Genomic DNA, 19782 nt, shown 5'->3' with positions numbered 1-19782 from the left:
CTGATGAGCACCGTCGGCCAAATCGAAAGAAAGACCCAGCAACGCGTGGTCAAGCTGTTCCAACAGCAACTGAAGTACGACTACCTTGGCGACTGGGCCGAGCGCCCCTATAACGCCAATATCGAGCCGGAGCTACTACGTTGCTGGCTACTTGAGCAGCGCGTTGAAGCCAACCTAGCCAGTCGCGCCATTTTCGAGCTGAACAGGGTTGCAAACGATGCCAGTAAAGGGCTGTATGATCGCAACAAGGCGGTGTACGAGCTGCTGCGCTATGGGGTGAAAATCAAGCCTGAGGTGGGCGAAAACACCCAGACCGTCTGGCTGATCGACTGGAAGCAGCCCGAGCGCAACAATTTTGCCATTGCCGAGGAAGTGACGGTCAAGGGGGCCGATGCCAAGGCCCAGACCAAGCGCCCGGACATCGTTCTCTATGTTAATGGTATCGCCCTTGGCGTGCTGGAGCTGAAGCGTTCGGTGAAGGCCGTCAATCACGGGGTTCGTCAAAATCTGGATAATCAGAAGTCTGAGTTTATCCAGCCGTTCTTCTCCACCATGCAGTACGTGATGGCCGGCAACGATACCCAGGGCCTGCGTTACGGCACCATCCAGACCGGAGAGAAGTACTACCTCACCTGGAAGGAAGAGAGCGAAGAGGGCAACTCTGCCGACAATCTGCTGGATCGGCACCTACTCCAGCTGTGCAACAAGACGCGCTTTCTGGAGCTGATCCACGACTACATCGTGTACGACAGCGGGGTGAAGAAGCTCTGCCGGCACAACCAATACTTCGGCATTCGTGAAGCGCAACGCTATCTGCGCCGGCGCGAGGGCGGGATCATCTGGCACACCCAGGGCTCGGGAAAATCCCTGACCATGGTCTGGCTGACCAAGTGGATTCGGGAAAATATCCAGGACTCGCGGGTGCTGATCATCACCGACCGCACCGAGCTTGATGAGCAGATCGAGAAGGTGTTTAGCGGCGTCAACGAACAGATTTACCGCACCACCAGCGGTGCCGATCTGATCGACAAACTCAACCAGCCCTCACCTTGGCTACTTTGCTCGCTGATTCACAAGTTCGGTGCCCGTGAAGATGCCGATGTGGAGGGCTTTGTGGAGGAGCTGCGTAAGAGCCTGCCGCCAGACTTCCGCGCCAAGGGCGATCTCTATGTGTTCGTCGATGAGTGCCACCGCACCCAATCCGGCGAGCTGCACAAAGCCATGAAGATGATCCTGCCCAATGCGGTGTTTATCGGTTTTACCGGTACGCCGCTGCTTAAGGCCGACAAGCAGAAGAGCATCGAGGTGTTTGGCCGCTACATCCATACCTACAAGTTCAATGAAGCCGTGGCTGATGGAGTAGTCCTCGACCTGCGCTACGAAGCCCGCGATATCGACCAGAACATCACATCACAGAAGAAGATCGATCAGTGGTTTGAGGCCAAGACCAAAGGCCTGAACGACCTGGCCAAGGCTCAGCTGAAGCAGCGTTGGGGCACCTTGCAGAAAGTGCTGTCGAGCCAGTCGCGGCTGGAGAAAATCGTTGCCGACATCCTGCTGGATATGGCCACCAAGCAGCGCCTGGCCGATGGCCGAGGCAATGCCATGCTGGTAACCAGCAGCATCTTTGAAGCCTGTAAGTGCTACGAGCTATTCAGCAAAGCGGGCATGGGTGACAAGTGCGCCATCGTCACCAGCTACAAGCCATCACCTGCCGACATCAAGGGCGAGGCCACCGGTGAAGGGCTGACCGAGAAGCTGCGTCAGTACGCCATCTACAACCAGATGCTGGGCGACAAAGATCCGGAGACCTTCGAGAAGGAGGTGAAGCAGCGTTTCATCAAGGAGCCAGGGCAGATGCGCCTGCTCATCGTGGTGGACAAGCTGCTGACCGGCTTTGACGCTCCTTCCGCGACCTACCTCTACATCGACAAGCAGATGCGTGACCATGGCCTGTTCCAGGCCATCTGCCGGGTCAACCGCCTCGATGGCGAGGACAAGCAGTACGGCTACATCATCGATTACAAGGACTTGTTCAAGCAGCTGGAAGGCGCCATTGGCGACTACACCAGCGGTGCGCTGGACGGATATGACGAGGCCGATGTGGCTGGTCTTTTGGGAGACCGCCTAAGCAAAGCACAGGAAGACCTGGAAGATGCCCGCGAGGCGATCAAGGCCTTGTGCGAACCGGTGGAACAATCGAAGGATACGCCAGCTTATCTACGCTTCTTCTGCGGCAGCCAGCCGGGCAACGCCGAGCAGCTCAAAGCTAATGAGCCCAAGCGCCTGAACCTGTACAAGATGACCTCAGCGCTGATCCGCTGCTTCGGCAATATCGCCAATGAGCTGGAGGAGGCGGGTTACAGCAACAAGGAAGTCGCCGAGATCCAGACCGAAGTCGATCACTTCTCCAAGGTTCGTGATGAGGTAAAGCTCGCCAGCGGCGACTACATCGACCTCAAAGCCTACGAGCCGGACATGCGCTTTTTGATCGACACCTACATCCGTGCTGAAGATAGCGAGAAGATTTCTGCCTTCGACGATATGTCGCTGATTGAGCTGATCGTTGAGCGCGGTGTGGGTGCAATCGACGCGCTGCCCAAGGGCATCCGCAAAAGCCAGGAGGCCGTGGCCGAGACCATCGAGAACAACGTGCGCAAGTTGATTATCGACGAGTCGCCGATCAACCCGAAGTACTACGAGACCATGTCCTCGTTGCTCGATGCGCTGATCGCCAAGCGCAAGGAAGACGCCATCAGCTATCAGGAATACCTGGCAGAGGTGGTGGAGCTGACCAAAAAGGCGAAAAATCCCACCAGCGCCAACAGCTACCCTGGCTCGATCAACAGTAATGCCCGAAAGGCGCTGTACGACAACCTGGGGCAGAACGCCGGCCTAGCATTGGCCGTGGACGCTGCCGTGCTGGATAGCCGGCAGGACGACTGGCGCGGCAATGCCATGAAGATCAAACGTGTGCGCCTAGCGATCAAGAACGTGCTGGATCAGTGGTGCAAAGACTCCACTGAAACCCTGGGCGACTACACGGCAGGACAGGACAACGAGTGGCTGGAAGCCTTGCTGGAACTGGTAAAGCATCAGCATGAATACTGAGTCGCGCAACATCACGGTCGGCGGTTTGATCGTGGAGGTCGTGCGCAAGCCGATCAAAAATCTGCACCTAGGCGTATACCCGCCGCAGGGGCGTGTGCGTGTGGCGGCACCGTTGACGGTAGATGATGAAGCCGTACGCCTGGCAGTGGTCGGTAAGCTCGGCTGGATCAAACGCCAGCGTGCAAAGTTTCAGGCCCAGCCCCGACAATCAGAACGGCTGATGGTCAGTGGTGAAAGCCATTACTTTCTAGGCCGTCGCTACCGCCTACGCGTTCACGAAACTACTGGGTCTCTGCGCATAGCTCTGCGCGGTAAGGCCACCATGGATCTATTCGTGCGCACCGATACCACAGTCGAACGCCGTGAGCAGGTGCTACAAAATTTCTACCGTGCCGAACTGAAACGTCTGGTGCCGGAGCTGCTGGAGAAATGGCAGCCGAAGTTAGGAGTTGAAGCGCGCGCTTGGGGCATCAAGCGAATGAAGACGAAGTGGGGCACCTGCAACATTGAAGCCCGGCGCATCTGGCTCAACCTGGAGCTAGCCAAGAAGCCGGTGCAGTGCCTGGAGTACATTCTGGTGCACGAACTGGCTCACCTGCATGAACGCCACCACAACGACCGATTCATCAGCCTGCTAGATCAGCATCTCCCTCAATGGCACCTGTTGAAAGAGCAGCTCAACAGCTCTCACCTTGCTGACGAACGTTGGTAACTCCTACACCCTTGAAACGGAAAGCCCCCAGTGGATCAATCCACCGGGGGCTTTTCGTTTCAGTTAACTTTGTCCCTGACTTTTAACTTTGTCCACCTACACAAGCAGCCAAGCAGCCAAGCAGCCAAGCAGCCAAGCAGCCAAGCAGCCAAGCAGCCAAGCAAGGATGCAGTTTGTTTCGATGAAGCCGCAACCATGCTCCATCACATCGCCCATAAAACCCAAACTAGGGCTTGGAGCCTGGTGTGTATCGCTTTGACTAGGCTACGCCACAAAGAAAAACCCCGACACCAAGGCCGGGGTTTTCCCTAGAAAGCGACAGTAACTCGCCCACTTGCGACACTTAATGTGCCCATCGACACCTGATCAGAAGTCCAGGTTAGACACCGCCAGGGCGTTGCTTTCGATGAACTCACGACGTGGCTCAACTGCGTCGCCCATCAGGGTGTTGAAGATCTGATCGGCAGCGATCGCGTCCTCGATGGTCACCTTGAGCATGCGGCGCACAGTTGGGTCCATGGTGGTTTCCCACAGCTGGTCAGGGTTCATCTCACCCAGACCTTTATAGCGCTGGATGGTGTGACGTTTGGTGCTTTCGGTCATCAGCCAGTCGAGCGCTTCCTTGAACTCGGTGATCGCCTTCTTGCGCTCGCCACGTTGCACATAGGCGCCTTCGCCGAGCAGGGTGCTCAGCTGTGCGCCCAGGGCTGTGACGGTGCGGTAGTCGTTACTGCCGAAGAAGTCACGGTTGAAGGTGACATAGCTGGCCAGGCCATGGGAGGTGATTTCCACTTCCGGCAGCCAGACATTACGCTCTTTATCTTCACGCAGGCTGGCCTTGTACAGCAGACCCGACTTCTCGCTGGTGCGCAGGCGCTCCTCGAATTTGCCCAGCCATTCCTGCATGGCAGCGTGGTCGCCCAGCTGATCCAGGGACACGGCTGGCAGGTAGACGAAGTGCTCGGTCAGTTCCTGTGGGTACAGGCGCGACAGACGCTTGAGGGTCTTCATCACGGTACGGAATTCGTTGACTAGGCGCTCCAGCTCGACACCGGAAACCGGTGGTGCCGATTCGTCCAGGTGCAGGCTGGCGTCTTCCAGAGCCGACTGGGTCATGTACTCTTCCATGGCCTCGTCGTCTTTGATGTACTGCTCCTGCTTGCCTTTCTTGACCTTGTACAGCGGTGGCTGAGCGATATAGATGTAGCCACGCTCGACCAGCTCCGGCAACTGACGGAAGAAGAACGTCAGCAGCAGGGTACGGATGTGCGAACCGTCAACGTCAGCATCGGTCATGATGATGATGTTGTGATAACGCAACTTGTCGATGTTGTACTCTTCGCGACCGATACCACAGCCCAGTGCGGTAATCAGGGTGCCAACTTCCTGGGACGAGATCATCTTGTCGAAACGTGCTTTCTCGACGTTGAGGATCTTACCCTTGAGCGGCAGGATGGCCTGGGTCTTACGGTTACGACCTTGCTTGGCCGAACCACCTGCGGAGTCACCCTCCACCAGGTACAGTTCGGAAAGGGCAGGGTCCTTCTCCTGGCAGTCCGCCAGTTTGCCTGGCAAACCAGCAATATCCAGCGCGCCTTTACGGCGAGTCATTTCCCGCGCCTTGCGCGCTGCTTCACGAGCACGCGCGGCGTCGATCATCTTGCCGACAACCGCCTTGGCTTCGTTCGGGTTCTCCAGCAGGAAGTCGGAGAAGTACTTGCCCATTTCCTGTTCCACGGCAGTTTTCACTTCCGAAGAAACCAGCTTGTCCTTGGTCTGCGAGCTGAACTTAGGATCTGGCACCTTCACCGAAATGATCGCGGTCAAACCTTCGCGGGCGTCGTCGCCGGTGGTCGAAACCTTGTTCTTCTTGGCCAGACCTTCCTGCTCAATGTAGTTGTTCAGGTTACGGGTCAACGCCGAGCGGAAGCCGACCAGGTGGGTACCACCGTCGCGCTGCGGAATGTTGTTGGTGAAGCACAACAGGTTCTCATTGAAGCTGTCGTTCCATTGCAGAGCGATTTCCACGCCCACACCGTCTTCACGCTGAACGGTGAAGTGGAACACCTGGTTGACCGGGGTCTTGTTGGTGTTCAGGTACTCAACGAAGGCACGCAGACCGCCTTCGTACTTGAAGTACTCTTCCTTGCCCGAACGCTCGTCCTTCAAGAGGATGCCGACGCCAGAGTTGAGGAACGACAGTTCACGAATCCGCTTGGCCAGGATGTCCCAGCTGAAGTGGATGTTCTTGAAGGTTTCGGACGACGGCTTGAAGTGAATATGGGTACCGGTGGTTTCACTGTCACCGACGATGGCCATCGGAGCTTGCGGAACACCGTGAACATAGGTCTGTTCCCAGATCTTGCCGCTACGGCGAACAGTCAGGATCAGCTCTTCGGAGAGGGCGTTAACCACAGACACGCCTACACCGTGCAGACCGCCGGATACTTTGTAGGAGTTGTCGTCGAACTTACCGCCAGCGTGCAGGACGGTCATGATGACCTCGGCGGCGGATACGCCTTCCTCTTTATGCACGTCGACTGGGATACCGCGACCGTTGTCGCGAACACTGATGGATTCGTCCGGGTGGATAGTTACGGTAATGTCATCACAGTGGCCGGCGAGTGCTTCGTCGATCGAGTTATCGAGCACCTCGAACACCATGTGGTGCAGGCCGCTACCATCATCGGTGTCGCCAATGTACATACCGGGACGCTTGCGCACGGCATCTAGCCCTTTCAGCACTTTAATGCTGGAGGAGTCGTACGTTTGATTTTCGCTCATGCCTTCACTCCCGATGGTCGTGGGTCTGGGTGATACGGCCCTGTTCCACGTGGAACAAAGCAACTGGCGTTTCCGTCTGCCAGCCTTCCCTCAATAATTCGTGATCTACACAGGTGATAAATACCTGGCAGCGTAAGTCTTCCAACAAGCGGCAAAGTGCGCGACGGTGCTGCTCATCCAACTCGGATGGCAAGTCATCCACTAGATAAATACATTGGCCACGCCGAGCCTGGCTGACCAAATGTCCCTGGGCGATACGCAACGCACAGACCACAAGTTTCTGCTGGCCCCGAGACAAAATGTCGGCGGCGTTATGAACGCCGAGTCTCAGGCGCAAATCAGCGCGTTGTGGTCCGGCCTGGGTGTGGCCCATGTGCTGATCTCGTTGCAAGGAAGAGGCGAGCACTTCACTGAGTTCTCGATCCTTGTCCCAGCCACGGTAATAACTCAGGGTCAGCCCTTCGAGCTCGACCAAATCGCTCAGGGTTTGCTCAAAGACGGGCTTCAAGGCCTTGATGTAATTTCGGCGGTATTCATCTATTTCAGCACTGGCCAGGCACAGCTCCCGGTCCCAGGCCGCTTGCGAAACAGCGTCAAGTGTACCATGCCGCAACCATGAGTTCCGCTGCCGCAAAGCCTTCTGCAGGCGTTGCCATGTGGCCATGAAGCGTGGTTCCACGTGGAACACACCCCAATCAAGGAACTGCCGGCGAATTTTCGGCGCACCTTCGAGCAAGCGAAAGCTGTCCGGGTTGATCAATTGCAGTGGCAGAATCTCTGCCAGCTGAGCAGCGCTGCGGGCGTTCTGCCCGTCGATGCGAATAGTGAACTCGCCTTGCCGATCCCGCGAAATACCCAGGTTGCTCGAACCACCTTCGCTCAATTCAACCTGGCCAAAGACCGTACAGGCCAGCTGCTCATACTGGATGACTGGCGTCAGACGAGTGCTGCGAAAGGAACGGGCCAGGCCGAGCAGATGAACGGCTTCCAACACGCTGGTTTTGCCGCTGCCGTTGGCGCCGTACAGGATATTGATGCGGGGGGAGGGGGAGAATGTCACCGGGTGCAGGTTACGCACCGCGGTGACAGAAACGCGACTGAGGGACATCTAGAAGTTACAGACGCATCGGCATGACAACGTAAGCGGAGTCGTCGTTGTCAGCTTCCTGCAGCAGCGCACTGCTGTTGGAGTCCGACAGGATCAGGCGAACTTGCTCAGTGGTCATGACGCCCAGTACATCCAGCAGATAGCTGACGTTGAAGCCGATTTCCAGCGCGCTACCGTTGTAGTCGACGCTGATTTCTTCTTCCGCTTCTTCCTGCTCAGGGTTGTTGGCCTGGATCTTCAACTGACCGCTGGCCAGCTGCAGACGGATGCCACGGTACTTCTCGTTCGACAGAATCGCGGTACGGCTGAACGCTTCACGCAGCGCCTGGCGATCACCCAGCACCAGCTTGTCACCGCCCTTGGGCAGTACACGCTCGTAGTCGGGGAACTTGCCATCTACCAGCTTCGAGGTGAAGGTGAACTCACCTGTCGTAGCGCGAATGTGATGCTGGCCCAGGACGATGCTGACCATGCCATCCGGCTCGGTGAGCAGGCGCGCCAGCTCAAGGATACCTTTGCGCGGCACGATGACCTGGTGACGGTCAGCCTGGCCGATGTCGGCACTCATCGAGCACATGGCCAAACGGTGACCGTCGGTGGCTACGGCACGCAGGGTGTTGGTGGACACTTCCAGCAGCATGCCGTTGAGGTAGTAACGCACGTCCTGTTGGGCCATGGCGAAGCTGGTGCGCTCGATCAGGCGGCGCAGCCGGCTTTGCTCGAGGTTGCAGGTCAGCGAACCCGGGCCTTCTTCAACCGTAGGGAAGTCATTGGCTGGCAGGGTCGACAGGGTGAAACGGCTGCGCCCGGCCTTGACCACGATCTTCTGCTCATCGAGCTTGATGTCGATCAGCGCGTCGTTCGGCAAGCTCTTGCAGATATCCATAAGCTTGCGCGCAGGTACGGTGATTTCGCCTGGCTCGGCAGGTTCTTCCAGTTGAACACGGCCAACCAGTTCCACTTCCAGGTCTGTACCGGTGAGTGAAAGCTGCTGACCCTGAACAACCAGCAGTACGTTGGACAGTACCGGCAAGGTCTGGCGGCGCTCGACGACGCCTGCGACCAGTTGCAGGGGTTTCAACAGGGCTTCGCGTTGAATGGTGAAGTGCATGGTCTAGTCCCTTGCCTTAATAAGCTGCGCTGACGCCAATCACGTCGTCAGGGTCCGCAGCAGGTTCTTGTAGTCCTCGCGGATATCCGCGTCGGATTCCTTGAGTTCGTTGATCTTGCGGCACGCGTGCAACACGGTGGTGTGGTCGCGGCCGCCGAAGACGTCACCGATTTCCGGCAAACTGTGGTTGGTCAGTTCCTTGGACAGGGCCATAGCCACCTGACGCGGGCGGGCCACCGAACGGGAACGGCGCTTGGACAGCAGATCGGAGATCTTGATCTTGTAGTACTCGGCCACGGTGCGCTGGATGTTATCCACACTCACCAGTTTGTCCTGCAGCGCGAGAAGATCCTTGAGCGATTCACGAATCAGCTCAATGGTGATGTCGCGTCCCATGAAGTGCGAATGAGCGATGACGCGCTTCAGAGCACCTTCAAGTTCACGGACATTGGAGCGAATACGCTGGGCAATAAAGAAAGCAGCGTCATGCGGCAAGTCTACCTTGGCCTGGTCTGCCTTCTTCATCAGGATCGCGACACGGGTTTCCAGTTCCGGCGGCTCGACCGCGACGGTCAGGCCCCAGCCGAAGCGCGATTTCAGACGCTCTTCCAGCCCTTCAATCTCTTTCGGATAACGGTCACTGGTCAGGATTACCTGCTGACCGCCTTCGAGCAAGGCGTTGAAGGTGTGGAAAAACTCTTCCTGGGAACGCTCTTTACGGGCGAAGAACTGAATGTCATCGATGAGCAACGCATCCACCGAACGGTAGAAGCGCTTGAACTCGTTGATGGCATTGAGCTGCAGTGCCTTGACCATGTCCGCAACGAAACGCTCGGAATGCAGGTAGACCACCTTGGCATTCGGGTTCTTCTTGAGCAGGTGGTTACCCACAGCATGCATCAAGTGCGTTTTACCCAGGCCTACGCCGCCATAAAGGAACAGCGGGTTGTAGCCATGCTTGGGATTGTCGGCGACCTGCCAGGCGGCTGCGCGAGCCAACTGGTTGGACTTACCTTCGACGAAGTTCTCGAAGGTAAAGGTACGGTTCAGGTAGCTGGTGTGCTTGAGCGCACCTTCGACCTGCACGGTACGTTGCTCGGTACGACCGCTTGGCGCCGGCGCATTAGCGGATTCGCCCATGGAATCGAAGCTGTCACGCGAAGGCGCTTGCTCGACTTCAGCCGCAGCCGGAGCAGCAACCGGTGCGGCAACGGGTTCGTTGACCACGGCAGTCTGTGCAGCCTGCGCCTGGGATGCGGCAACAGCGGCAGCCAGTGGTGCGTTAGGGGCGGCACGAGGCGCCGAACTGCGTCTGCTGCCTATTAATAAGGAAAGGGCAGGCGCAATGCCGTTGCCATGCTCACCTAACAGCTCGAGCAGACGGCTCAGGTATTTCTCATTGACCCAATCGAGAACGAAACGGTTGGGCGCGTAGACGCGCAACTCGTCGCCTTCGGCTTCGACCTGTAGCGGACGGATCCAGGTGTTGAATTGCTGGGCAGGCAGTTCATCGCGCAGAAGCTCCACGCACTGCTGCCAAAGTTCCACTGACACGGATATCCCCTGAGTTGAAAGCCGGTGAGGCAAAAACAAGCCCCCATTGTACCGAGCAGCAGCGCAGTTATCCACATGCAGGTGCGTTGAGGATGGCGATAAATCAGCAGCTTAGTGACCAAAATGGCCTTTCAGTGCTGTGAATAAGCTCTGTGGATAACCGCACCTGAGGTCTTTGCACAACTGGGGGTTGAAATCGGTGGATAACCGCCCTGTGGATAACCATCGATTTGATCCACAGCTTTTCCGAGCCTTCGACACAGCCAGAGCACCTCTTCTCGACAAGGTTTCAGTTCTCTGTACACGAGGTAGATAAAGGGCTGTAGAGGTTTATCCACAGATACTTGCCGCCTAAGCTTTATAAGTTTTACAGAAAAGCTTTAAATAATTCCTCTATCTTTTTTTATGTTTAAGCGTGTGATGGTTCTCCTCCAGGACGCCCCTACCTGAAACGACCGATTTTCCGTCCATAAGGAAAAGCTGGTTGGAAATTGACCTATGGCTGCGCTTTCTCTAGAATCGCCGGTCTCTTAAAACGGGGGCCATTCCGGCCCGTTGTCGACGAACCAGGTAACACGCCATGAAACGTACTTTCCAACCAAGCACCATCAAGCGCGCTCGCACTCACGGTTTCCGTGCCCGTATGGCCACCAAGAACGGTCGTGCCGTTCTGTCGCGTCGCCGTGCCAAAGGCCGTAAGCGCCTGGCAGTTTGATTTTTCGGCACAGGTGGTGAGTCAGGACTTCAGTCGGGAAAAGCGTCTGCTTATCCCCCGACAATTCAAAGCGGTCTTCGACTCCCCAACCGGCAAGGTCCCAGGGAAAAACCTGCTGCTCCTTGCCCGCGAGAACGGTCTGGATCACCCCCGCCTGGGGCTTGTGATCGGGAAAAAGAGCGTCAAGCTCTCCGTTCAACGCAATCGCCTGAAACGCCTGATGCGCGATTCGTTTCGCCTGAACCAGCACTTGCTTGCAGGTTGGGATATCGTGATCGTCGCGCGCAAAGGGTTGGGCGAGATTGAAAACCCAGAATTGCACCAACATTTTGGCAAGCTCTGGAAGCGCCTCGCACGCAGTCGGCCCGCTCCAGTGGTGAACACCGACTCTGTGGGGGTAGACAGTAAAAATGATGCGTAAACTGGCACTCGTTCCGATCCAGTTTTACCGTTACGCCATTAGTCCTCTGATGGCCAATCACTGTCGTTTCTACCCCAGTTGCTCCTGTTACGCGTTAGAAGCCATCGAAAACCATGGTCTTTTACGTGGCGGGTGGCTAACCGTTCGTCGCCTGGGGCGTTGTCACCCGTGGAATGCCGGCGGTTTTGACCCGGTTCCGCCAGCTCCCTCTTCCCGTTCTTCTTCGATAGCCGAGTAATCATGGATATTAAACGCACGATCCTGATCGTCGCCCTGGCAATCGTGTCCTACGTCATGGTCCTTAACTGGAACCAGGACTACGGCCAAGCTGCCTTGCCGACTCAGAATACTGCTGCCAGCAACGCTGCCCCGGCTTTGCCGGACACCGCGCAGGCCGGCAACACTGGCGCCAGCGCCGATGTGCCAAGCGCCAACGCTGAATCCAGCCCAGCCGAACTGGCTCCGGTTGCCGTCAGCAAAGACCTGATTCGGGTCAAAACTGACGTCCTCGACCTGGCTATCGATCCAAACGGTGGTGACATCGCCCAGCTGATGCTGCCCAAGTATCCGCGCCGTCAGGATCATCCGGACATTCCGTTCCAGTTATTCGACAACGGTAGCGAGCGTACTTATCTGGCCCAAAGTGGCCTGACCGGTACCAATGGTCCGGATGCACGTCCAAGCGGTCGTCCGCTGTACGCCGCCGATCAGAAAAGTTATCAACTGGCTGATGGTCAGAACCAACTGGTCGTCGACCTGAAGTTCAGCGATAACGGCGTCAACTACATCAAGCGCTTCAGCTTCAAGCGCGGTGAGTACGACCTGACCGTTACCTACTTGATCGACAACCAGAGCGCCCAGCCTTGGAGCGGTAACCTGTTTGCGCAACTTAAGCGCGACGCAAGCTCGGATCCATCCTCGAGCACTGCGACCGGTACTGCGACCTACCTGGGTGCAGCCCTGTGGACAAGTTCGGAACCCTACAAGAAGGTGTCGATGAAAGACATCGACAAGGGAAATCTGAAAGAAAATGTTACCGGCGGTTGGGTAGCCTGGCTGCAGCACTACTTCGTTACCGCCTGGATTCCAAACAAGTCTGAGAACAACATTGTCCAGACTCGCAAGGATAGCCAAGGCAACTACATCATCGGTTTCACCGGCCCGGCGCTGAACGTAGCCGCTGGCGCCAAAGGCGAAACCAGCACCATGCTGTACGCCGGTCCGAAGATCCAGGACAAGCTCAAAGAGTTGTCCCCAGGTCTGGAACTGACTGTCGACTACGGCATTCTGTGGTTCATCGCTCAGCCGATCTTCTGGTTGCTGCAACATATCCACAGCCTGCTCGGCAACTGGGGCTGGTCGATCATCGTCCTGACCATGCTGATCAAGCTGCTGTTCTTCCCGCTGTCTGCGGCCAGCTACAAGTCGATGGCGCGCATGCGTGCCGTGGCTCCAAAACTGGCTGCGCTGAAAGAACAACATGGCGATGACCGGCAGAAAATGTCGCAAGCCATGATGGAGCTGTACAAGAAAGAGAAGATCAACCCGCTGGGTGGCTGCCTGCCGATTCTGGTGCAGATGCCGGTCTTCCTCTCGCTGTACTGGGTGTTGCTGGAAAGCGTCGAGATGCGTCAGGCGCCGTGGATGTTCTGGATCACCGACCTGTCGATCAAGGATCCGTTCTTCATTCTGCCGATCATCATGGGCGCAACCATGTTCATCCAGCAGCAGCTGAACCCGACGCCGCCGGATCCGATGCAGGCCAAAGTGATGAAGCTGATGCCGATCATCTTCACCTTCTTCTTCCTGTGGTTCCCGGCTGGTCTGGTGCTGTACTGGGTTGTGAACAACTGCCTGTCGATCGCACAGCAGTGGTACATCACCCGCAGCATCGAAAAGGCTACCAAGAAAGCCGCTGCATAACGGGTTAGCCAGCTAACCTGTGGATAAACGCCCCCTCGTGGGGCGTTTTGCTATCTGTCGTTTTTTGTCGTGAGGCCTTCGAGCATGAACACTGTGCGTGAAACCATTGCCGCCATCGCTACCGCCCAGGGACGTGGGGGCGTGGGGATCGTGCGGCTGTCCGGGCCCCTGGCGCAGCAAGCCGGGCTGGCGATCTGTGCAAAGTCACTGACGCCGCGGCATGCCCATTACGGCCCGTTTCGGGCTGACGATGGCCTGGTCATCGATGAAGGCATTGCGCTGTTTTTTCCCGGCCCGAACTCTTTCACCGGCGAAGACGTGCTGGAACTCCAGGGACACGGTGGTCCGGTAGTATTGGATATGCTCCTGCAGCGCTGTGTACAACTGGGTTGCCGACTGGCCCGCCCAGGTGAATTCAGCGAACGCGCATTCCTCAATGACAAGCTTGACCTGGCCCAGGCCGAAGCGATTGCCGACCTCATCGAAGCCAGTTCTGCACAGGCGGCGCGCAATGCGTTGCGTTCGCTGCAGGGTGAATTTTCCCGTCGTGTGGATAAACTCACCGAAAAACTGATCAGCCTGCGGATCTATGTCGAAGCGGCTATCGACTTTCCTGAAGAGGAAATCGACTTCCTCGCCGATGGTCACGTGTTGAGCATGCTCGATGACGTGCGAACGAATTTATCCACAGTGCAGCGTGAGGCCGGGCAGGGGGCCTTGTTGCGTGATGGCATGACCGTAGTGATCGCCGGTCGGCCGAATGCCGGCAAGTCGAGCCTGCTTAACGTTCTGGCCGGACGTGAGGCGGCCATTGTCACCGACATTGCCGGCACTACCCGGGACATCCTGCGCGAACATATCCACATCGACGGCATGCCCCTGCACGTTGTCGATACTGCCGGGCTGCGCGATACCGACGATCATGTGGAAAAGATCGGCGTGGAGCGTGCGCTCAAAGCCATCAACGAAGCCGATCGGGTGTTGTTGGTCGTCGATTCCACCGCGCCGGAAGCCAGTGATCCTTTTGCCCTGTGGCCGGAATTCCTCGATCTGCGACCGGACCCTGCGAAAGTCACGCTGATTCGTAACAAGGCGGATCTGAGTGGTGAGACGGTCGCCATGGAACAAAGCGCTGATGGCCACGTCACCATTACCCTCAGTGCCAAGGATGCCGACATGGGGCTTGAGCTGCTGCGCGAGCACCTGAAGGCCTGCATGGGTTATGAACAGACCGCCGAAAGCAGCTTCAGCGCCCGCAGGCGCCATCTGGAGGCACTGCGCCAGGCCAGTGCACACCTGGAACACGGTCGTGCCCAGCTGACCCTTGCGGGTGCCGGTGAACTGCTGGCAGAGGATCTGCGCCAGGCTCAGCAAGCCTTGGGTGAAATCACCGGTGCATTCAGTTCCGACGACCTCCTGGGCCGAATCTTCTCCAGCTTCTGCATCGGTAAGTAAGCGTCCTTATCCACTGCCGGGCCCGCAACGGGCCTGGTTGCTGTACTCCTTCCTTCGATTTTCCCTTCCTTTCAGGACTGCCAATGCGCGAGTCCTGCCTTCCTACCTGCGCGGCTATCCACAAATCTGTGAAATAAGCCCTGTGGAAAACCCCGCCTCAGCTCCGTTGATAACTGCCCTTCAAAGCTGAAGATAAATCCGCTTGTGGGTAAGTAGGCATTTCATCCACAGGCTTAAAGCGCTTATCCAGAACGCTCATGGCCGGTAGACCACAGGGTTTTGAACCTCTGTACATGAAGTAAATAAAGGCCTGTAGAACTTTATCCACAGAAAGGGTGGTGCATAAGAATAAACATAAAAACAAAGCTTTAATAAATTTCTCTCTCTTTATTTCTATTGCTCGCCACTCATCCACAGCCTGGTTAAATTTTGTGCAAAAGGTTCCTTTAGAGGGGGGTAAGTCCCTATACTTGTGCGTTATCCCTATCTATTCCCGAAACAGGCACGAGGTGCGTGGTGGATTTCCCTTCCCGTTTTGAAGTGATCGTCATCGGCGGCGGCCATGCCGGTACCGAGGCTGCGCTTGCGTCTGCACGCATGGGCGTAAAAACCCTGCTGCTGACCCATAACGTGGAAACCCTCGGTCATATGAGTTGCAACCCGGCCATCGGTGGCATCGGCAAGAGCCACCTGGTCAAGGAAATTGACGCGCTCGGCGGCGCCATGGCGCTGGCTACTGACAAGAGCGGTATCCAATTCCGTGTTTTGAACAACCGCAAAGGCCCGGCCGTACGCGCTACTCGCGCCCAGGCCGACCGCGCTATCTACAAAGCGGTAGTGCGCGAGATTCTTGAGAACCAACCCAACCTGTGGATATTTCAGCAGTCCTGCGATGACCTCATCGTCGAGCAGGACCAGGTGCGTGGTGTAGTGACGCAAATGGGTCTGCGTTTTCTCGCCGACTCCGTGGTATTGACCACCGGGACCTTCCTCGGTGGACTTATCCACATTGGTCTGCAGAATTACTCCGGCGGTCGTGCCGGAGATCCGCCAGCTATCGCTCTGGCCCATCGTCTGCGTGAATTGCCGCTGCGCGTCGGTCGCCTGAAAACCGGGACCCCGCCGCGTATCGACGGTCGCTCCGTGGATTTCTCGGTAATGACTGAGCAGCCTGGTGATACGCCGATTCCGGTGATGTCGTTCATGGGCGACAAGGCCATGCATCCGCGGCAAGTGAGCTGCTGGATTACCCACACCAATGCCCGTACCCACGAAATCATTGCTTCGAACCTCGACCGTTCGCCGATGTACTCCGGGGTTATCGAAGGCATCGGTCCGCGCTATTGCCCGTCGATCGAAGACAAGATCCATCGCTTTGCCGACAAGGAAAGCCACCAGGTGTTCATCGAGCCGGAAGGCCTGAACACTCACGAGCTGTACCCGAACGGGATATCCACATCCTTGCCGTTCGACGTGCAACTGGAGATCGTCCGCTCGATCCGCGGCATGGAAAACGCGCACATCGTGCGTCCGGGCTACGCCATCGAGTACGACTACTTCGACCCGCGTGACCTCAAGTACAGCCTGGAAACCAAAGTCATCGGCGGTCTGTTCTTCGCCGGACAGATCAACGGCACCACCGGCTACGAAGAAGCCGGTGCCCAGGGCCTGCTCGCCGGAACCAACGCCGCACTGCGTGCGCAGGGCCGCGAAAGCTGGTGCCCGCGCCGCGACGAAGCGTATATCGGCGTGCTGGTTGATGACCTGATTACCCTGGGTACCCAAGAGCCGTACCGCATGTTCACGTCGCGCGCCGAATACCGGCTGATCCTGCGCGAAGACAACGCCGATCTGCGCCTGACCGAAAAAGGCCGCGAGCTGGGTCTGATCGATGACCAGCGCTGGGCTGCTTTCAGCGCCAAGCGCGAAAGCATCGCGCTGGAAGAGCAACGGCTGAAATCCACCTGGGTTCGTCCGGACACCGCGCAAGGTCAGGCGATTGCCGAGAAATTCGGCACGCCGTTGAGCCACGAGTACAACCTGCTCAACCTGCTGACCCGTCCGGAAATCGACTACGCTGGCCTGATGGAAGTGACCGGCGGCAGCGAGATCGATCCACAAGTGGCCGAACAGGTCGAGATCAAGACCAAATACGCCGGTTACATCGACCGGCAACAGGAAGAAATCGCCCGGCTGCGTGCCAGCGAAGATACCCGCTTGCCCGACGATATCGACTACAGCGGTATTTCCGGTCTGTCCAAGGAGATTCAGAGCAAGCTCGGTCAGACCCGGCCTGAAACCCTTGGCCAGGCGTCGCGGATCCCCGGTGTGACCCCGGCGGCGATTTCCCTGTTGCTGATTCATCTGAAAAAACGCGGCGCTGGCCGCGAGTTGGAGCAAAGCGCTTGAGTTCTCAGGTCACCCCTCAACACGCCGAAGAGTTGTCCACAGGTGCCCGCCAGCTCGGTGTCGAGCTGAGCGAGGCGCAGCATGCGCAATTGCTGGCCTACCTGGCCTTGCTGATCAAGTGGAACAAGGCCTACAACCTGACCGCCGTGCGTAATCCGGACGAAATGGTGTCCCGCCATCTGCTCGACAGCTTAAGCGTCATGCCGTTTATCCACAGCGAGCGCTGGCTCGACGTGGGCAGCGGCGGCGGCATGCCCGGTATTCCCCTGGCGATCCTGCATCCGGACAAGCAGGTCACGGTGCTCGACAGCAATGGCAAGAAAACCCGCTTCCTGACCCAGGTAAAACTTGAACTGAAGCTGGATAACCTGACAGTTATCCACAAGCGGGTCGAAGAGTTCCAGCCAACGCAGCCGTTCACCGGAATTGTTTCCCGAGCTTTCAGCAGCATGGAGAACTTCACCAACTGGACGCGCCACCTTGGCGACGAACAGACGCAGTGGCTGGCAATGAAAGGGCTGCATCCTGCCGATGAGCTGGTAGCATTGCCGGCAGATTTCAGAGTGGATAGCGAGCAGGCCTTGACCGTTCCGGGTTGCCAAGGCCAGCGCCATCTGCTGATACTGCGCCGCACGGCATGATTGGGAACACAAGCAAGAATGGCTAAGGTATTCGCTATCGCGAACCAGAAAGGTGGTGTGGGCAAGACCACCACCTGTATCAACCTCGCAGCATCGCTGGTCGCTACCAAGCGCCGGGTGCTGCTGATCGATCTCGATCCACAGGGCAACGCCACCATGGGTAGTGGTGTGGATAAACACGTCCTGGAACATTCGGTCTACGACCTGCTGATCGGTGAATGCGATCTGGCCCAGGCCATGCACTTCTCCGAGCACGGTGGTTATCAACTGCTGCCGGCCAACCGCGACCTGACCGCTGCGGAAGTGGTGCTGCTGGAAATGCAGATGAAGGAGAGCCGCCTGCGCACCGCGCTGGCGCCGATCCGCGAGAACTACGACTACATCCTGATCGACTGCCCGCCGTCGTTGTCGATGCTGACCCTCAACGCCCTGGTCGCCGCCGATGGCGTGATCATTCCGATGCAATGTGAATACTTTGCCCTGGAAGGCCTGAGCGATCTTGTGGATAACATCAAGCGTATCGGTGAGCGTCTGAACCCGAACCTGAAGGTCGAAGGCCTGTTGCGGACCATGTACGACCCGCGCCTGAGCCTGATCAACGATGTCTCCGCGCAGCTCAAGGAACACTTCGGCGATCAGCTCTACGACACGGTGATCCCGCGTAACATCCGCCTGGCCGAGGCGCCGAGTTTCGGCATGCCGGCCCTGGCGTATGACAAGCAATCGCGCGGCGCGCTGGCTTACCTGGCCCTGGCTGGGGAACTGGTACGCCGTCAGCGTCGTCCATCACGCACTGCACAAACAACTTAAGGAATCCGTATGGCCGTTAAGAAACGGGGTCTCGGACGTGGGTTGGATGCACTGCTCAGTGGTCCTACCGTCAGCGCGCTCGAAGAGCAGGCTGTGAAGGTCGACCAGAAAGAACTGCAACATCTGCCGCTCGACCTGATCGAGCGCGGCAAGTACCAGCCACGTCGGGACATGGACCCGCAAGCGTTGGAAGAACTGGCTCAGTCGATCAAGAGCCAGGGCGTGATGCAGCCGATCGTGGTGCGCCCGATTGCTGACAACCGCTTCGAAATCATCGCCGGCGAACGCCGTTGGCGCGCCAGCCAGCAGGCCGGCATGGAAACCATTCCGGCCATGGTCCGCGATGTACCCGACGAAGCGGCCATCGCCATGGCCCTGATCGAGAACATCCAGCGCGAAGACCTCAACCCGGTGGAAGAGGCCATTGCCCTGCAGCGTCTGCAGGTGGAGTTCCAGCTGACCCAGCAGCAGGTTGCCGATGCAGTGGGCAAGTCGCGGGTTACCGTGGCCAACCTGCTGCGCCTGATCTCGCTGCCGGAAGTGATCAAGACCATGCTCTCGCACGGCGATCTGGAAATGGGTCATGCCCGGGCATTGCTTGGTTTACCGGAAGAACAGCAGGTGGATGGGGCGCGTCACGTTGTCGCACGTGGCCTGACCGTACGGCAGACCGAAGCCCTGGTGCGCCAGTGGCTCAATGGCAAGCCGGAACCGGTCGAACCGGCCAAGCCAGACCCGGACATCACCCGGCTTGAACAACGTCTGGCAGAGCGTTTGGGCTCGGCAGTACAGATACGTCACGGCAACAAGGGAAAAGGTCAGTTAGTTATCCGTTACAACTCGTTAGATGAGTTGCAAGGTGTGCTAGCTCACATCCGCTGAAACAATTGCTTTTGTAGCGCGTAGTCGGAAATCACTACCCGGCAGTTGAATAGGGGTTAAACCGCCCCTATACTCTGCGCGCATTTTGTCGGCACAAATTATGCCAAGTCATAGCTGACTGGTTGGTCGACTTTCGAGGAGCAGTT

The 19782-nt window shown here is 57.5% G+C and carries 15 protein-coding genes; 11 read left to right on the top strand and 4 right to left on the bottom strand.

Features of this window, described 5'->3' with window-relative positions; translation table 11 throughout:
- Positions 1-3 precede the first annotated feature (3 nt).
- A complete protein-coding gene (locus PSAKL28_RS00065; RefSeq protein ID WP_038605040.1) occupies positions 4-3111 on the top strand; it encodes a type I restriction endonuclease subunit R in 3108 nt (1035 codons plus the stop codon).
- Complete coding sequence (locus tag PSAKL28_RS00060; RefSeq protein WP_038605037.1) at positions 3101-3823, top strand: M48 family metallopeptidase; 723 nt, start codon at positions 3101-3103, stop codon at positions 3821-3823. Before PSAKL28_RS00065 ends, PSAKL28_RS00060 begins: the two co-directional genes overlap by 11 nt.
- Positions 3824-4189: 366 nt before the next feature.
- Here PSAKL28_RS00060 and gyrB read toward each other — a convergent pair whose 3' ends face one another.
- From gyrB to dnaA, 4 genes are read right to left on the bottom strand one after another with little or no spacing between them, the layout of a single operon-like run.
- Positions 4190-6607, bottom strand: coding sequence for a DNA topoisomerase (ATP-hydrolyzing) subunit B (gyrB, locus tag PSAKL28_RS00055; protein ID WP_038605034.1), 2418 nt, complete (start codon positions 6605-6607; stop codon positions 4190-4192).
- 4 nt (positions 6608-6611) lie between these two features.
- Complete coding sequence (recF, locus tag PSAKL28_RS00050; protein WP_038605032.1) at positions 6612-7715, bottom strand: DNA replication/repair protein RecF; 1104 nt, start codon at positions 7713-7715, stop codon at positions 6612-6614.
- Between the two features lie 7 nt (positions 7716-7722).
- A complete protein-coding gene (gene dnaN, locus PSAKL28_RS00045; protein WP_038605030.1) occupies positions 7723-8826 on the bottom strand; it encodes a DNA polymerase III subunit beta in 1104 nt (367 codons plus the stop codon).
- Between the two features lie 39 nt (positions 8827-8865).
- Positions 8866-10380: a chromosomal replication initiator protein DnaA gene (dnaA, locus tag PSAKL28_RS00040; RefSeq protein WP_038605027.1), complete on the bottom strand. Its 1515-nt coding sequence runs from the start codon at positions 10378-10380 to the stop codon at positions 8866-8868.
- 580 nt (positions 10381-10960) lie between these two features.
- Here dnaA and rpmH point away from each other — a divergent pair.
- From rpmH to PSAKL28_RS00005, 9 genes are all read left to right on the top strand, one after another.
- Complete coding sequence (rpmH, locus tag PSAKL28_RS26600) at positions 10961-11095, top strand: 50S ribosomal protein L34 (protein ID WP_002551315.1); 135 nt, start codon at positions 10961-10963, stop codon at positions 11093-11095.
- Between the two features lie 13 nt (positions 11096-11108).
- Positions 11109-11516 (top strand): ribonuclease P protein component, encoded by a 408-nt coding sequence (gene rnpA / locus PSAKL28_RS00035; RefSeq protein WP_038616146.1) that lies wholly within the window; start codon positions 11109-11111, stop codon positions 11514-11516.
- Positions 11509-11754 (top strand): membrane protein insertion efficiency factor YidD, encoded by a 246-nt coding sequence (gene yidD / locus PSAKL28_RS26595; protein WP_075226616.1) that lies wholly within the window; start codon positions 11509-11511, stop codon positions 11752-11754. Before rnpA ends, yidD begins: the two co-directional genes overlap by 8 nt.
- Before the next feature lie 2 nt (positions 11755-11756).
- Entirely contained in the window at positions 11757-13439 is a 1683-nt protein-coding gene (gene yidC, locus PSAKL28_RS00030; protein WP_038605024.1) for a membrane protein insertase YidC, read from the top strand.
- A gap of 84 nt (positions 13440-13523) precedes the next feature.
- On the top strand, positions 13524-14894 hold the full coding sequence (gene mnmE, locus PSAKL28_RS00025) for a tRNA uridine-5-carboxymethylaminomethyl(34) synthesis GTPase MnmE (protein WP_038605021.1): 1371 nt from the start codon (positions 13524-13526) through the stop codon (positions 14892-14894).
- A gap of 516 nt (positions 14895-15410) precedes the next feature.
- On the top strand, positions 15411-17303 hold the full coding sequence (mnmG, locus tag PSAKL28_RS00020; RefSeq protein ID WP_038605018.1) for a tRNA uridine-5-carboxymethylaminomethyl(34) synthesis enzyme MnmG: 1893 nt from the start codon (positions 15411-15413) through the stop codon (positions 17301-17303).
- Entirely contained in the window at positions 17300-17944 is a 645-nt protein-coding gene (gene rsmG, locus PSAKL28_RS00015) for a 16S rRNA (guanine(527)-N(7))-methyltransferase RsmG (protein WP_038605015.1), read from the top strand. Before mnmG ends, rsmG begins: the two co-directional genes overlap by 4 nt.
- 18 nt (positions 17945-17962) lie before the next feature.
- Positions 17963-18754, top strand: a complete 792-nt coding sequence (locus PSAKL28_RS00010; protein ID WP_028942555.1) for a ParA family protein — start codon at positions 17963-17965, stop codon at positions 18752-18754.
- Between the two features lie 9 nt (positions 18755-18763).
- The gene (locus PSAKL28_RS00005) at positions 18764-19636 is read left to right on the top strand and encodes a ParB/RepB/Spo0J family partition protein (RefSeq protein ID WP_038605010.1); all 873 of its coding nucleotides are present in this window, start codon (positions 18764-18766) and stop codon (positions 19634-19636) included.
- Positions 19637-19782 lie beyond the last annotated feature (146 nt).

Origin of the sequence: Pseudomonas alkylphenolica (assembly GCF_000746525.1) — a bacterium.
Taxonomy (GTDB): Bacteria; Pseudomonadota; Gammaproteobacteria; order Pseudomonadales; family Pseudomonadaceae; genus Aquipseudomonas; species Aquipseudomonas alkylphenolica.
The sequence above is the reverse complement of the archived record's forward strand: the minus strand, read 5'-3'. Positions and strand labels throughout refer to the sequence as shown.